The organism is Kluyvera sp. CHPC 1.251, from assembly GCF_036759945.1.
Classification (GTDB): Bacteria; Pseudomonadota; Gammaproteobacteria; order Enterobacterales; family Enterobacteriaceae; genus Kluyvera; species Kluyvera sichuanensis.
The window spans coordinates 131754-146877 of record NZ_JAPKIC010000007.1; the positions used below are offsets into that span (position 1 = coordinate 131754).

Consider the following 15124-nt stretch of genomic DNA (forward strand, 5'->3'; position numbering starts at 1 on the left):
GCTTGTAGCAAAAATGGTGATTAAATTGAATATTTTCAATATTTTAGAATGGTTTTTGAGTCGTGCTATGCGTGCTTCAAATAAAAGCGATGCAGGAATTCTCTCTTCGTTTACTGTCTGTTTACACGAGACGATACTTTAAATTCCTGGTTGTAATGTCGTAGCGTTAGAAGGGGGAATTAAGTTGATGAGAGCGTCTGTTCTGTATTCTGGCTAAATACACCAGTGACTCTTTCTGCCAAACTTTTTAATAACGGATACAAAAACGGCCCCAAAAGGGGCCGTTTAATGCAGATTCTCGTTACTTACGCCGCTGGGCGCGCAATCACGCTGCGAGTCTCCATGCGCACTTCTGCAATGGTGACATCAATGACGTCAGTGACCTTGTAGACCACTTCGCCTTTGATCTGCACGGTGCCGCTCTCCTGGCTGCAAACCATCTCATCACGCACGGCGTGCAGGAATGGCGCAGGGATAAAGGCAACCGCGCCGTTATCCACCAGGCGTACACGCATGCCGCCACGGCTAACGTCGATGATCTCCGCTGCGAAACGGGTATCTTTACCCGCCTGCGGATTCAGATAACGGGCGTACAGCCAGTCAGCCACATCGCGTTCCGCCATGCGGTTCAGGCGACGACGCTCGGCCATCTGCACGGTCACATCTTCTTTCGGACGGGAAGGGTTTTCGCCTTTGATGATCGCTTTCAGCAGACGATGGTTCACCATGTCGCCGTACTTACGAATCGGTGAAGTCCAGGTCGCGTACGCTTCGAGGCCTAAACCAAAGTGCGGGCCCGGATCGATGCTGATTTCCGCAAATGACTGGAAGCGGCGAATACGGCTGTCAAGGAAGCCGGAAGGCTGAGCGTCAAGCTCGCGGCGCAGCTTGCAGAAACCGTCCAGGGTCAGCACTTCAACCGGGTCGACGTGAACGTCGTGGGTTTTCAGCAGCGCAGCCAGCGCTTCGGTGTTGTCTGGTGCAAAGCCGGTGTGGACGTTGTAGATACCAAAGCCCAGCTTGTCGCGCAGCACGCGAGCGGCGCAAATGTTGGCCGCAATCATCGACTCTTCAACGATGCGGTTAGCAATGCGGCGCGGTTCGGCGACGATATCCAGCACTTCGCCTTTCTCACCCAACACGAAACGGTAGTCAGGACGGTCTTTGAAGACCAGCGCATGGGTTTTACGCCATTCGCTACGAATCTGGCAAACGCGCTGCAGCAGGGTAATCTGACGCGCGATGGCATCGGTCTGCGGCTTCCAGTCGCCGGTGTTTTCCAGCCAGTTGGAAACGTCGTCATAAACCAGTTTGGCTTTTGATTCGATGTTAGCGGCGAAGAACTCAATGTTGTCTTCGATGGTGCCATCGGCCGCCAGCGTCATGCGGCAGGCCAGTACCGGGCGAACCACTTCCGCGCGCAGCGAGCAGAGGTCGTCGGACAGCTCACGCGGCAGCATCGGGATGTTGAAGCCCGGCAGGTAGTTGGTGAAGGCGCGAATTTTCGCGGCGTCGTCCAGCTTGCTGCCTTCCACAATCCAGGCAGTCGGGTCGGCGATGGCCACGGTCAGCAGCAGCTTGCCGTCGGCGGCTTCTTCCACAAACAGCGCATCGTCCATATCTTCGGTGCTGGCGCTGTCGATGGTGACGAAGTCGAGAGCGGTCAGATCGCGACGCTCCAGGCCTTCATCCTGCATTTCGGTCGCCACGCCGTTCGGGGCTTCTTTTTCCAGGTTATGACGGGCGAGGGTAACCCACCACGGCACAAAGTGGTCGTCACCAAAGGTGATGAATTTGGTCAGCTCAGCGTAGAAGCTACGATCGCCTTTCAGTGGATGACGGCGCATTTCAGCAACGGCCCAGTCACCCTCTTTGAAATCGTGTGTCACACCGCGTTCAGCGCGGCATGGAATGGCATCTTTTAACAGCGGATGATCAGGAACGATAGACAGTCTGTCATCCTTGCGGTGAATCTTTCCGACAAAACGGGTCAGGAAAGGCTCAACCAATTCTTCCGGCTCGGCGCTCTCTTTCTCTTTTTCAGAGTGGATGACTGCGATAATACGGTCGCCGTGCATCACTTTTTTCATCTGCGGCGGCGGAATAAAATAGCTTTTCTGCGCGTCGACTTCGAGGAAACCGAAACCTTTTTCCGTGGCTTTTACGACCCCTTCAGCACGTGGCGTCTGGGAGTGAAGTTGCTGTTTTAGCTGCGCGAGCAGCGGGTTGTCCTGAAGCATATTGATCTATTTTCGTGGCCAAAAGAGCGGCTGACATTTTTACGCGAATCTATAGGTTGCAGCAAGCGCTCTTTCACCCTTTTACGTAACTTGTTGCGCGTTGCCAAGGGCGATGCGCAGGCGGTTTAGCCACCCGCTCAATGCGCTCCAGGCAAGCAGCGTGATGGCATCCGGTACCGAAAGACTTTGCTCGATGAGTGGCGTCAATTGCGCGGCGCTAAAGCGGTCCGGCGCGCGGGTTAAAAGCTGCGTGGCCTGTGCCATTGCCCGCTCACGCGGATAGTGGTGGCTCCAGGCCTGGATGGCGCGCTCGCCGTTGCGCACCGCTTCGGGCAGGCCGCTGGCACCTTGCCACTGACCGCTGTAGTAGTGAAAACAGCTCGCGCTGCCGTTGATGCGTGCCGGGATAAGCGCGGCCAGCGGCTGAAGCGGATGCGCGAAGGCGAGGGCGTCGATAAGCTCACCCAGCCCCTCCAGCAGCGTCTCTTCGGCGACCAGTACGTTTGCCAGGTCCGTGAGTTCGGGTAGCTGCTGCCAGCGCGCTAGCGCGTCACCCTGCGGGGTATTGGCCTGGTGCGGCGCGGTGCTGACAAAGTCGGTATGCCACGGCGCGCTTTCACTCTGGAAGCGTTCTGCGTCAGCATCCTCCTGCACCGGCATACCGGGTATCCAGCGCACCGGGAAACCGAGATGTGCCTGGAAAATGGCGATAACGCGCGCCTGGAAGCCGACGAAGCCAACCACCTGGTTAATCAGAATAATATCGTGTGCGGTAAGCCCTACGCCGTCCAGCTGTTGACGTTCGCGTGGGGTGATCACCGACGGAGAGCTGGCAAGCTGGCGGGCGTACTGGGTGATTTGCGCCAACCGATGGTTGCTTTCGCGCGATGAGTCCGGCCCCGGCAGCGGCGCCAGACGCGCAGCGTAGTGGTTACACAAACGTTGAACCCCGGAAACCTGCGCGACGGTGAGCGCGGTGCTCAGACGATCGTAGGCGCTAAAGGTGCGCAGGCGATTGACGGTGACCACATCCGGGAACAGCGTTTGGGCGAACGTACGGGCAACGCGCAGCCAGCGCTGATTGGCGCTGTAAAGGGCATCAGGTAACGTGAGGTCCAGTAAAAAACGGTCGTCAACGTGTGCGGCTTCGGGAACCAGCGGCATCACGTCGCTGTGTTGGGCTCTCGACTGGGTTTCGTGATACCAGTGGCTTTTGCCGTAAACGCGGCGTGGCTCCATGGGTATTCCTTGATCTATAGGTGGCGAGCCGGCGGGTATTGAGAGAGGGTTGCCGGATCGTTATAGGTAAATATCCTGGCGCATGCGTGGCGAGGGAGAAAATATTGTTCGGCGATAATTAATAACTGACTGGAATAACAGAGGGGTAAGAAGCGGGGAATATAGGCCTGATAAGCGTAGCGCCATCCGGCAATGCGGAACACATTACCGGATGGCGGCGTTGCCTTATCCGGCCTACAGTTCGAGCTCGTTCATCGCAGCAATGCTGAAACCGCCGTCGACGTGCACCACTTCCCCGGTTATCCCGGCAGAAAGGTCAGAGCACAGGAACGCCGCTGAATTGCCAACATCTTCGATGGTCACAGTGCGACGAATTGGGGTTACCGCTTCGCAGTGTGCCAGCATTTTTCGGAAATCCTTGATGCCGGAGGCGGCCAGAGTTCGAATCGGACCGGCTGAAATTGCGTTTACTCGCACCCCCTCTGGTCCCATAGCGTTCGCCATATAGCGCACGTTGGCTTCCAGAGATGCTTTTGCCAGCCCCATTACGTTGTAGTTCGGAATCGCACGTTCAGCGCCCAGATAGGAGAGGGTCAGCAGGGCAGAGCCGGGGTTCAGCATGCTGCGGCAGGCTTTCGCCATTGCCACAAAGCTGTAGGCGCTGATGTCGTGGGCGATTTTGAAGCCTTCACGGGTTACCGCGTTGACGTAGTCGCCGTCCAGTTGATCCGCCGGCGCAAAGCCGATGGAGTGAACGAAACCGTCAAACGTCGGCCAGACCTTAGCCAGCTCGGTGAACAGGGATTCGATGCTTGCATCATCCGCCACGTCGCACGGCAGGACGATGCTGGAGTTCAGAGAGGCGGCGAACGCTTCTACGCGACCTTTCAGTTTGTCGTTCTGGTAGGTAAACGCCAGCTCGGCTCCTTCGCGCTCCATCGCCTGGGCGATACCATAGGCGATGGAGAGCTTGCTGGCGACGCCCGTAATCAGAATACGTTTACCGGAAAGAAAACCCATCGTGTTTAATCCTTCTATTCAGTGTTAGCGGTCTTTACGCCAGGCGTCAGCTGTCAGCGCCTCGCCAAAGTGGCCCGCAATCAGGCGCTTGGTTAAATCGTGCAGCGGGGAGGCCAGCACGTCGGCGGTGCTGCCGCGTTCCACCACTTCCCCCTGGTGCATCACCAGCACCTGGTCGCTAATGTGCTTCATCATGCCCAAATGCTGGGTCACGTAAATATAGGAGATACCCTGTTTTTCCTGCAGCTCCAGCATCAGGTTCACCAGCTGCGAGCGCATCGACATATCCAGCGAAGCCAGCGCTTCATCGCAGATAATCACCTTCGGGCGCAGGATCAACGCACGGGCTAAACCCAGACGCTGCTTCTGCCCCGGCGCCAGCATATGCGGGTAGTAGCTGACGTGGTCCGGCAGCAGGCCGACCAGGCGCAGGGTGTCGATAATCTGCTTCTGGCGCGCTTCCGGTTCGAGATCGGTGTTGAGACGTAGCGGGAAATCGAGGATCTGGGAAATACGCTGACGCGGGTTCAGCGAGGTGCTCGGATCCTGGAAGATCATGCGGATACGCTGGCTGCGGAACGAGTAGTCGCCGAACTCCAGTGGATGGTCGTCAATCAACAGTTCTCCGGTGGTCGGTTCTACCATCCCCGCCAGCATTTTTGCCAGCGTTGATTTGCCCGAGCCGTTCTCACCGATAATCGCCAGCGTCTGCTTTTCACGCAGGGTAAAGCTCAGCGGTTTGACCGCCTGTAGCGTCTGACGGTGGAACCATCCGGTGCGGTAGCGAAAGGTCTTACTCAGATTTCGTACTTCAAGCAAGGTTTCGACCATTTCACTCTTTCTCCATGTTCAGCGGGAAATGACAGGCGAACAGGTGGTTCTTCGCACCCGTCAGGCGCGGGGTTTCAATACATTTGCGCTGGGCGTAAGGGCAGCGCGGCCCCAGGCGGCAGCCCATCGGCAGCTGTTCCAACAGCGGGATCGCGCCGGAAAGCGTGTTCAGGCGGCTTTTATGCGGCATGGAACGGCCAAAGTCAGGAATCGCACGGATCAGCGCCTGGGTATACGGGTGATGCGGGATGGTCACCAGCTCTTCGCTCGGTGCACTTTCCACCGTCTGCCCGCAGTACATGACGTTAATCTTATCCGCCCAGTGGGTCAGCATCTGCAAATCGTGAGAGATAAGCAAAATGGTGGTGTTGTTGTTCTGGTTAAGACCGGTAAGCAGGCGGAAAATCTGCGCCTGAGTGGTCGGTTCCATGGCGTTGGTCGGCTCATCGGCAATCAGCAGACGCGGCTGGTTGGCCAGCGCGATAGCGATCATCACCTTCTGACATTCCCCTTCGGTCAGCTCATAGGGGAAGCTGCGCATCGCGTCTTTGTGGTCTTTAATCCCCACGCGGTGCAGCAGTTCAATAGCACGGCGTTTACGCCAGCCCAGGCGCTGCCACCAGTGGCCTTTAAAGGTCCAGCCGGGAATATTCTGCATCAGCTGTTCGCCGATACGTTCAGACGGATCGAGACAGGACTGCGGCTCCTGGAAAATCATCGACACGTTGTGGCCGACCAGCTTGCGGCGTTCGCGGTTGGACAGGCGCAGCAGGTCGATATCATCAAAACGCATACGGTCAGCGGTCACGCGCCAGTTATCTTTGGTCACGCCGCAAATCGCTTTGGCGATCAGGCTCTTGCCCGAACCGGACTCGCCGACCAGACCGCGAATTTCGCCTTCGGCCAGCGTCATGCTGACGCGGTCCACAGCCTTCACCCAGCCTTCGTTGGTCTTAAATTCGATGGTCAGATTGCGAATATCAAGTAACGGCATTATTCCACCCCCGCGTTGATGGCGCGGCGAATACCGTCGCCCAGCAGGTTAACCAGCAGGACGCTGACCATAATGGCCGCGCCTGGCAGCATCACCGTCCACGGCGCGACGTAGATAAGCTCCAGCGCGTCGCCCAGCATGGCGCCCCATTCCGGGGAGGGCAGCTGCGCGCCCAGGTCAAGGAAGCCCAGCGCGGCGATATCCAGAATCGCCATCGACAGCGCGCGGGTGATCTCGGTCACTAGCCCTGCGGCAATGTTCGGCAAAATTGCAAACCACAGAATGTTCAGCGTTGAAGCGCCGTCGAGGCGGGCAGCGATGACGTAATCGCGCTCCAGCTCGTCGTGCACCATGCTGTAAATCGAGCGTACCATACGCGGCAGCAGCGCCAGCCAGACGGCGAACATGGCATGCGACAGATGCGGGCCGGCAAAGGCCACCACGATAATCGCCAGCAGCAGCGAAGGGATGGAGAGCAGGGTGTCGAGAATATGGTTCAGCACCGCCGAGCGCAGGCCGCGGGTGGAGCCGGCAAAGGCACCGAGACCCAGACCGAAAACTGTCGCTCCCAGCGTAACCACAAACGCACCGCCAACGGTGGGCGCCGCGCCGCTCAGCAGGCGGCTTAACACATCGCGGCCCAGGTCATCGGTGCCAAGGAAGAATGACACTTCACCGTAGCGCGACCATGACGGCGGTAGCAGTTGATAACCGAGGAACTGCTGGTCGATGCCGTACGGAGCAAACCAGCCGCCGAATACGCACACCAGCACCAACCCGATGCAGCCGTAAAAGCCAATCATCGCGGTGGTATCGCCGTAGAACTTACGCCACACGGTGCGTAGGGCACCTGGCGTACGCTTCTCGAGATAGACGCTATCGTAAGGCATACCATTCCTTATGTTTCAGCGGGTTAGCCATAGCACCCAATATATCGGAGATCACGTTCACGATGATCACCAGCGCGCCAATCACCATCACACCGGCGGAGATCGCCGCATAGTCCTGCTGGCGAATGGCGTTAATCAGCCAGCGTCCCAGACCCGGCCAGCTAAACACCATTTCGGTGATCATCGCCAGCGTCAGCATGGTGGAAAACTGTAGCCCCAGACGCGGGATCACTGGCGGCAGGGCGTTGTGCAGCACGTGACGGCGCAGAATGGTCAGACGAGAAACCCCGCGCGTCGCGGCGGCTTTCACGTAGTTGGTGTCATACACTGCAATGGTGCTGATACGCATCAGGCGCACCACTTCGGTGGTTGGCGCAACCGCCAGCGTCAGCACCGGCAGCACCATATGGCGCAGGGCACTGATGATCATTTCATGTCGCCACGGCGAGTCGGAAAGCCAGGCATCAATCAGCGCGAAGCCGGTGACGTTTTTAACTTCATATAGCAGGTCAAAGCGCCCGGAAACCGGCAGCCAGCCCAGCGTCAGTGAGAAGAACAGGGTAAGTAGCAGCGCCAGCCAGAACACCGGAATAGAAAAGCCCAGCAGCGCGAAGAAGCTGATGACTTTATCCTGCCACTTGTTGCGGGTGATCCCGGCCAGCATACCGACGGGAATGCCGACCAGCAGGGCGAAGCCAAACGCCAGGATGCAAAGCTCCATGGTTGCCGGGAACACTTCCCGCAGCTGTTCGGAAATCGGCTGGCCGTTAATGCTGGAGACGCCGAAGTCCCAGTGCATCACGCTTTCAAACCAGAACACCCATGCGTTCCAGAGTGAGGCCCCTTGCAGCGGCGCATGGGGGGTGAAATAGCTCAGGCTGAAGCCGACAAAGGTCAGGAAAAAGAGCGTAACCAGCAGCAGCAACAGGCGACGAAGAGTGAAAATAATCATGGTTTCTGCACCTTCTCTTCTTTTTCCCGCGACACGCCCGCGAACGAGGCGTTACCAAACGGACTTAGCACCAGCCCTTTCATATCGTAGCGATAGGCCTGCAGACGCAGCGACGAAGCCAGCGGCAGCACCGGCAGTTCGCGGGCGAGGATCTGCTGGGCCTCATCGTAGGCATCAATGCGCGACGCCAGTTGCTGGGAGTCCAGCGCTTTGCGCAGCACGCTGTCGAACTCGCGGTTACACCAGTGCGCCAGATTGGTCTGCGAGGTGATGGCCGCACAGCTTAGCAGCGGGCGGAAGAAGCTGTCCGGGTCGTTACTGTCGGTAGCCCAGCCGGAGAGCGTCAGGTCATGGTTCATGTCCATCAGCCGTGCTTCCTGGAAACGGCCTTCCACCGGCACGATCACCACTTTCACGCCAATCTGCGCCATATCCGCCTGAATCAGCTCGGCGGTTTTGAGCGGGCTCGGGTTCCAGGCCTGCGAACTGGTCGGCACCCACAGGTGCAGCGTCAGCTTTTGCAGACCTAATGCCTCAAGACGACGACGCGCTTCCTTCGGATTGTATTCAGTAATTTTAGCTTCGTTATCGTAAGCCCAGGAGGCGCGCGGCAAAATGGAGGCCGCGGTTTCCGCCGTACCGTAGTAGATCGACTGCATCAGGCGCTGGTTGTTGATAGCCAGCGACAGGGCGTGACGCACTTCAGGGTTATTCAGCGGTGGTTTGTCGGTGTTAAACGCCAGATAGGCGATGTTCATCCCCGGACGCAGCGTCAGGCGCAGGCGTGGGTCGTCGCGCAGAATGGTCAACTGGCTGGCGGCAGGCCAGGCCAGCACGTCGCATTCACCGGTCAGCAGTTTGGACAACCGCCCGGTACCGCCGGAGCCTAAATCGACCACCACCTGCGGCATCAGCGGGGTGCCGCGCCAGAATGTCGGGTGGCGCTGTAAACGGATGTACTGCCCGGCCCGATACTCATCAAGCTGGAACGGTCCGGTGCCGACCGGCTGGCGGTCGAGCAGCTCCTGGTGGTCCTGTTTGGTCAGCTTGTCGGCGTACTCGGCGGACATCACCGAGGCGTAGTGGGTTGCCAGATGCCAGAGGAACGAGGCGTCCGGGCGGGTCAGACGAAACTCCACGGTGTGGTTATCCAGCTTGCGCACGCTCTGCACGCTATCGGCAAACTGCAGGCTGTCGAAGTAAGGGAAGGCGCCGCCGTTGACGTTATGCCACGGATGATGGCGATCGAAAATACGTTCAAAGGTAAAGACCACATCGTCGGCGTTCAGTGCGCGCGTTGGCGTAAACCAGCGGGTGGTCTGGAACTGCACGTTGTTTCGCAGGTGGAAGCGGTAGGTTGCACCGTTATCCAGCACCTCCCAGCTTTCGGCAAGCTCCGGCACCAGACGATAGGTGTAAGGGTCAACGTCCAGTAGACGGTCGTATAGCTGAGCCGCCAGCGTGTCGACAATCAGCCCGCTGCCCGCCTTTTGCGGGTTGAAGGTGTTGACCTGCCCGCTGACGCAGTAGACAAATCCGCTGTCGCGAATATCGGCGCGAGGGGGGGCTAGCGGTTGCGGTGCGGCAATCGCCTGGCCGCAAAAGAGCCCCAATGCGGCGAGGAAGGATGGCAAATTCAGGCGCATAGTTTCGTTATATTTTCGATTGATCTGCAAAGTGTATCGCACTTACGGCTACCAGGTACAAAAGTCTGAAGGTGACTGGCTTAAAAGTCGCCACTTTTACCGGGGATTGCCTGCAAAGCAGTCTACAGGGCGTGTTTTTTCAGCAGAGCCCGTAACTGGTGATAGGTCAGCCCTAACAGATCGGCGGCCTGTTTTTGGTTGAATCGCGCCTGCTGCAAGCTCTGTTCCAGCAGCGTTTTCTCCTGGCTGAGCTGAAACTGACGCAGGTCTAACGGTAGCGCCGGGCCGCTGCTTTGTGTGGCGATGGGCGGCACGACGGCAGGCGAACGACGGAACGGATCGATAATAATATCGTCCAGCGGTTCATCAATGGAGCCGTGGCGGTAGACCGAGCGCTCCACCACGTTTTTCAGCTCACGGATATTCCCCGGCCAGCGGTAGTGCAGCAGCGTTTCGCGGGCGCGTTCGGTAAAGCCGGGAAACAGCGGCAGACCCAGTTCACGGCACATCTGAATCGCGAAGTGTTCCGCCATCAACATAATGTCGCTCTGACGTTCGCGCAGCGACGGTAGCAGCACCACGTCAAAGGCCAGCCGGTCGAGCAGGTCGGCACGGAAGGTGCCTTCTTCGACCAGTTGCGGCAAATCCGCATTGGTCGCGCACACCAGGCGCACGTTGACCTGCAAGGGCTGGCTGCCGCCGACGCGTTCAAGTTCGCCGTATTCAATCACTCGCAGCAGTTTTTCCTGCACCAGCATCGGCGCGGTGGCCAGCTCATCGAGAAACAGCGTGCCACCGTCGGCGCGCTCAAAACGCCCCGGGTGACGCTTTTGCGCCCCGGTAAATGCCCCGGCTTCATGACCGAACAGCTCGGAGTCGAGCAGGTTTTCATTTAACGCCGCGCAGTTAAGCGAAATAAACGGCCCCTGCCAGCAGGAGGAGAGGTAGTGCAGGCGGTTGGCGATAAGCTCCTTGCCCGTCCCGCGCTCGCCGATAATCAGCACCGGTTTGTTCAGCGGCGCCAATCGGGAAACCTGTTCCAGCACCTCAATAAAGCGGTTCGCTTCGCCGAGGAGGGTATCTTTGTTATCTGCCATGATGAAATTCGCCACATGTTGGTGTAATTCGCCATTTCACTGTAGGCGTTTAGCGGCTGAATTTCAATCACCTCTTTGATAATCAATAAGATAAAAAGTTGGCACGGAAGTTGTAATAGTCTTTACGCAGGGCTCAGCCCGATACACAGAACTAAGAGGATTGAACAATGGGTATTTTTTCTCGTTTTGCCGACATCGTGAACGCCAACATCAACTCGCTGCTGGAAAAAGCGGAAGACCCGCAGAAACTGGTCCGCTTGATGATCCAGGAGATGGAAGACACCCTGGTGGAAGTACGCTCCACCTCTGCCCGTGCGCTGGCAGAAAAGAAAGACCTGTCCCGCCGTGTGGAACGTGCGCAGGCGCAGCAGGTTGAATGGCAGGAGAAGGCCGAACTGGCGCTGCGTAAAGAGAAAGACGATCTGGCACGTGCGGCGCTGATTGAAAAACAGAAGCTGACCGATGTTATCGGCACGCTGGAGCATGAAGTGACGCTGGTGGATGAAACCCTGGCGCGTATGAAAAAAGAGATCGGCGAGCTGGAAAATAAACTCAGCGAAACCCGCGCTCGTCAGCAGTCTCTGGCGCTGCGTCATCAGGCGGCGAGTTCATCCCGCGATGTGCGTCGCCAGCTGGACAGCGGTAAACTGGATGAAGCAATGGCTCGCTTTGAATCCTTTGAACGTCGCATCGACCATATGGAAGCGGAAGCCGAAAGCCATCGTTTTGGTAAAACACCGTCGCTGGACCAGCAGTTTGCCGAGCTGAAAGCGGATGATGAAATCAGCGAGCAGCTGGCGGCACTGAAAGCCAAAATGAAGCAGGACAACGAATAATCATTCCGGCGGCACTGACCGTGCCGCTGCTCATAATATATAAGGAGTTTCTATGAGCGCGCTTTTCCTCGGCATTCCCCTGACGTTGTTTGTGCTGTTTGTATTGCCGATTTGGCTGTGGCTTCACTATAGCAATCGCTCCCGCTCCGGCGAGCTTTCACAGGGCGAGCAGCAGCGGCTGATGCAGTTGACCGATGACGCGAAACGGATGCGCGAGCGTATTCAGGCGCTGGAAGCCATTCTGGATGCAGAACATCCAAACTGGAGGGACAAATAATGGCGCTGGATCTGAACAAAAAGCTGTGGCGTATCCCGCAGCGAGGCATGGTGAAAGGGGTCTGCGCCGGTATTGCCGACTACCTCGACGTGCCGGTAAAGCTGATTCGTATTATTACCGTGCTGGCGATGCTGTTTGGTCTGTTTTTCTTTGTCGTCGTCGCCTACGTGATTTTGACCTTCGCCCTCGACCCGATGCCGGAAGGGGCGATGAACAACCCGCATCAACCCTCCAGCCGCGATTTGCTGGATGCGGTGGATGCTGAATTAGCCGCTGGCGAGCAGCGACTGCGCGAGATGGAACGTTACGTGACATCTGACACTTTTACCCTGCGCAGCCGGTTCCGTCAGCTCTGAGCAAGAGGCTACTGATGAATAATAAATGGCAGCGGGCAGGCCAGAAGGTGAAGCCCGGTTTGAAAATCGTTGGCAAGCTGGCGCTCCTGACGGCCCTGCGTTACGGCCCGGCAGGCGTAGCCGGATGGGCGGTGAAGTCCGTCGCCCGCCGTCCGCTGAAGATGTTTCTGGCGGTGGCGCTGGAACCGCTGTTGTCCCGCCTCGCCAAACGTTATTTCCCCATGGCAAAATAGGGCTATCGGCGTAGCGAGGAGTGTCTGATAAGCAATGAAGCGACTCAAAAATGAATTCAATGCGCTGGTCAACCGTGGCGTTGACCGGCATCTTCGTCTTGCCGTTACCGGCCTCAGCCGCAGCGGTAAGACCGCCTTTATCACCGGCCTGGTGAATCAGCTACTCAATATTCATACCGGTGCGCGCTTGCCGCTGTTGAGCGCGGTGCGCGAAGAGCGCCTGCTCGGCGTCAAACGTATTCCTCAGCGTGATCTTGGTATCCCGCGATTCACCTACGACGAAGGGCTGGCGCAGCTGTACGGCCAACCGCCGTCCTGGCCGACGCCGACGCGCGGGGTGAGCGAAATTCGCCTGGCGCTGCGCTACAAATCGAACGACTCGCTACTGCGTCACTTTAAAGAGACCTCCACGCTCTATCTGGAGATTGTCGATTATCCCGGCGAGTGGCTGCTCGACTTACCGATGCTCAACCAGGACTACCTGGGCTGGTCGCGCCAGATGACCGGGCTGTTGACCGGCCAGCGTGCCGAGTGGTCGGCAAAATGGCGACAGCTCTGCGAAGGGCTGGATCCGTTCGCACCCGCTGACGAGAACCGACTGGCGGAAATTGCCCAGGCCTGGACCGACTACCTGCACCAGTGCAAGCAGGAAGGGCTGCATTTTATTCAGCCGGGCCGCTTTGTGTTGCCGGGTGACCTGGCAGGTGCCCCGGCGCTGCAGTTTTTCCCATGGCCGGATGTCGATGCCATCGGTGAGTCAAAGCTCGCGCAGGCGGACAAACACAGCAATGCCGGTATGCTGCGCGAACGCTTCCATTACTACTGCGAAAAAGTGGTGAAGGGGTTCTACCGGGATCACTTCCTGCGCTTCGACCGCCAGATTGTGCTGGTCGACTGTCTGCAGCCGCTCAACAGCGGCCCGCAGGCGTTTAACGATATGCGCCTGGCGCTGACACAGCTGATGCACAGCTTCCATTACGGGCAGCGCACCCTGTTCCGTCGCCTGTTTTCGCCGGTTATCGACAAGCTGCTGTTTGCTGCCACTAAGGCGGATCACGTCACCGTCGATCAGCACGGCAATATGGTGTCGCTGCTGCAACAGCTGATTCAGGACGCCTGGCAGAACGCCGCTTTTGAAGGCATTACCATGGACTGTCTGGGGCTGGCCTCGGTGCAGGCAACGCAGAGTGGGCTAATTGAGGTGAATGGTGAGAAGATCCCGGCGCTACGCGGTCATCGCTTGAGTGACGGCCAGCCGCTCACCGTTTACCCAGGTGAGGTACCGGCGCGCCTTCCCGGACAGGCGTTCTGGGATAAACAAGGTTTTCAGTTTGAGGCCTTCCGTCCGCAGACGATGGACGTTGACCAGCCGCTGCCGCATATCCGTCTGGATGCCGCGCTGGAGTTTTTGATTGGAGATAAGCTGCGATGAACGACGCCTATAAACCACGAATTGACTTTGATGGCCCGCTTGATGAGGTGAAGCCGGAACAGTTTAAAACTTCGCAGGCGTTTGACGACGTGACGGCGGAGAAATTCGCGCCGGTGATGCTCGACGACGAACCCGAGCAGGAAGGGCAGGTGGAAGCCACTCTCGACGCGGCGCTGCGCCCGAAGCGTAGCCTGTGGCGCAAAATGGTCACCGCGGGGCTCGGTCTGTTTGGCATCAGCGTGGTTGCCCAGGGCGTACAGTGGACGATGACCGCCTGGCAAACCAACGACTGGGCGGCGCTTGGTGGCTGTGCCGCCGGGGCGCTTATCGTCGGCGCGGGTGTCGGTTCGGTGGTCACCGAATGGCGTCGACTCTGGCGCTTACGCCAGCGCGCGGAAGAACGCGATGAAGCGCGGACCTTAATGCACAGTCACAGCGTGGGCAAAGGACGTGCGTTCTGCGAGGGGCTGGCGCGTCAGGCGGGGCTGGACCAGTCGCACCCGGCGCTACAGCGCTGGTACGCGGCTATCCACGAAACCCAAAGCGACCGCGAAGTGGTCAGCCTGTACGCCCATCTGGTGCAGCCGGTACTGGATGCGCAGGCGCGCCGCGAAATCAGCCGCTCGGCGGCGGAATCGACGCTGATGATTGCCGTCAGCCCACTGGCGCTGGTAGATATGGGCTTTATTGCGTGGCGTAACCTGCGGCTGATTAACCGCATCGCTAACCTCTACGGTATTGAGCTGGGTTACTACAGCCGTCTGCGCCTGTTCCGACTGGTGTTGATCAACATCGCCTTCGCCGGGGCCAGTGAACTGGTGCGGGAAATCGGTATGGACTGGATGTCTCAGGATCTCGCCGCGCGCCTGTCGACCCGTGCGGCGCAGGGGATTGGTGCCGGGCTGCTTACCGCGCGTCTTGGGATCAAGGCGATGGAGCTTTGCCGACCGCTGCCGTGGATCGACAACGATAAGCCGCGTCTCGGTGACTTCCGCCGCGAACTTATTGGGCAACTGAAAGCGACGGTGCAGAAAGGAAAATCGGCGGCGCAGCGGGATAATTGACGAGATAAAATATGGTT

At 58.3% G+C, this 15124-nt stretch carries 15 protein-coding genes; 6 read left to right on the forward strand and 9 right to left on the reverse strand.

Features of this window, described 5'->3' with window-relative positions; all coding sequences use genetic code 11:
- Positions 1 to 305 precede the first annotated feature (305 nt).
- The 9 genes from V6940_RS14915 to pspF form a co-directional block, all read right to left on the reverse strand.
- The gene (locus V6940_RS14915; RefSeq protein WP_333496390.1) at positions 306 to 2240 is read right to left on the reverse strand and encodes an exoribonuclease II; all 1935 of its coding nucleotides are present in this window, start codon (positions 2238 to 2240) and stop codon (positions 306 to 308) included.
- A gap of 81 nt (positions 2241 to 2321) precedes the next feature.
- Positions 2322 to 3479 (reverse strand): CMD domain-containing protein, encoded by a 1158-nt coding sequence (locus V6940_RS14920; protein ID WP_333496391.1) that lies wholly within the window; start codon positions 3477 to 3479, stop codon positions 2322 to 2324.
- A 234-nt stretch (positions 3480 to 3713) separates the two neighbouring features.
- Complete coding sequence (fabI, locus tag V6940_RS14925; RefSeq protein WP_333496392.1) at positions 3714 to 4499, reverse strand: enoyl-ACP reductase FabI; 786 nt, start codon at positions 4497 to 4499, stop codon at positions 3714 to 3716.
- A 24-nt stretch (positions 4500 to 4523) separates the two neighbouring features.
- Positions 4524 to 5330, reverse strand: coding sequence for a putrescine export ABC transporter ATP-binding protein SapF (gene sapF, locus V6940_RS14930; RefSeq protein ID WP_106928998.1), 807 nt, complete (start codon positions 5328 to 5330; stop codon positions 4524 to 4526).
- A gap of 1 nt (position 5331) precedes the next feature.
- Positions 5332 to 6324 carry a putrescine export ABC transporter ATP-binding protein SapD gene (gene sapD, locus V6940_RS14935; RefSeq protein ID WP_185666053.1) on the reverse strand — a complete coding sequence of 331 codons (993 nt, stop codon included), beginning with the start codon at positions 6322 to 6324 and terminating at the stop codon, positions 5332 to 5334.
- Entirely contained in the window at positions 6324 to 7214 is an 891-nt protein-coding gene (sapC, locus tag V6940_RS14940) for a putrescine export ABC transporter permease SapC (RefSeq protein ID WP_185666054.1), read from the reverse strand. The genes sapD and sapC overlap by 1 nt, the downstream gene beginning before the upstream one ends.
- Complete coding sequence (sapB, locus tag V6940_RS14945) at positions 7201 to 8166, reverse strand: putrescine export ABC transporter permease SapB (RefSeq protein WP_185666055.1); 966 nt, start codon at positions 8164 to 8166, stop codon at positions 7201 to 7203. The genes sapC and sapB overlap by 14 nt, the downstream gene beginning before the upstream one ends.
- Positions 8163 to 9812 (reverse strand): ABC transporter substrate-binding protein SapA, encoded by a 1650-nt coding sequence (gene sapA, locus V6940_RS14950; RefSeq protein WP_333496393.1) that lies wholly within the window; start codon positions 9810 to 9812, stop codon positions 8163 to 8165. Before sapA ends, sapB begins: the two co-directional genes overlap by 4 nt.
- A 122-nt stretch (positions 9813 to 9934) precedes the next feature.
- Entirely contained in the window at positions 9935 to 10909 is a 975-nt protein-coding gene (gene pspF / locus V6940_RS14955; protein WP_333496394.1) for a phage shock protein operon transcriptional activator, read from the reverse strand.
- 167 nt (positions 10910 to 11076) lie between these two features.
- Between pspF and pspA the strand changes: the two genes are divergently transcribed.
- The 6 genes from pspA to V6940_RS14985 are packed head-to-tail and all read left to right on the forward strand — an operon-like array spanning position 11077 to position 15107.
- Entirely contained in the window at positions 11077 to 11745 is a 669-nt protein-coding gene (pspA, locus tag V6940_RS14960) for a phage shock protein PspA (protein WP_185666060.1), read from the forward strand.
- Positions 11746 to 11797: 52 nt separating this feature from the next.
- The gene (gene pspB / locus V6940_RS14965; RefSeq protein ID WP_035894063.1) at positions 11798 to 12022 is read left to right on the forward strand and encodes an envelope stress response membrane protein PspB; all 225 of its coding nucleotides are present in this window, start codon (positions 11798 to 11800) and stop codon (positions 12020 to 12022) included.
- The gene (gene pspC / locus V6940_RS14970) at positions 12019 to 12378 is read left to right on the forward strand and encodes an envelope stress response membrane protein PspC (RefSeq protein WP_333496497.1); all 360 of its coding nucleotides are present in this window, start codon (positions 12019 to 12021) and stop codon (positions 12376 to 12378) included. The genes pspB and pspC overlap by 4 nt, the downstream gene beginning before the upstream one ends.
- Positions 12379 to 12392: 14 nt before the next feature.
- The gene (pspD, locus tag V6940_RS14975) at positions 12393 to 12611 is read left to right on the forward strand and encodes a phage shock protein PspD (RefSeq protein ID WP_185666061.1); all 219 of its coding nucleotides are present in this window, start codon (positions 12393 to 12395) and stop codon (positions 12609 to 12611) included.
- A gap of 34 nt (positions 12612 to 12645) precedes the next feature.
- Positions 12646 to 14043 carry a YcjX family protein gene (locus tag V6940_RS14980; protein ID WP_333496395.1) on the forward strand — a complete coding sequence of 466 codons (1398 nt, stop codon included), beginning with the start codon at positions 12646 to 12648 and terminating at the stop codon, positions 14041 to 14043.
- Positions 14040 to 15107: a YcjF family protein gene (locus V6940_RS14985; RefSeq protein WP_333496396.1), complete on the forward strand. Its 1068-nt coding sequence runs from the start codon at positions 14040 to 14042 to the stop codon at positions 15105 to 15107. The genes V6940_RS14980 and V6940_RS14985 overlap by 4 nt, the downstream gene beginning before the upstream one ends.
- Positions 15108 to 15124 lie beyond the last annotated feature (17 nt).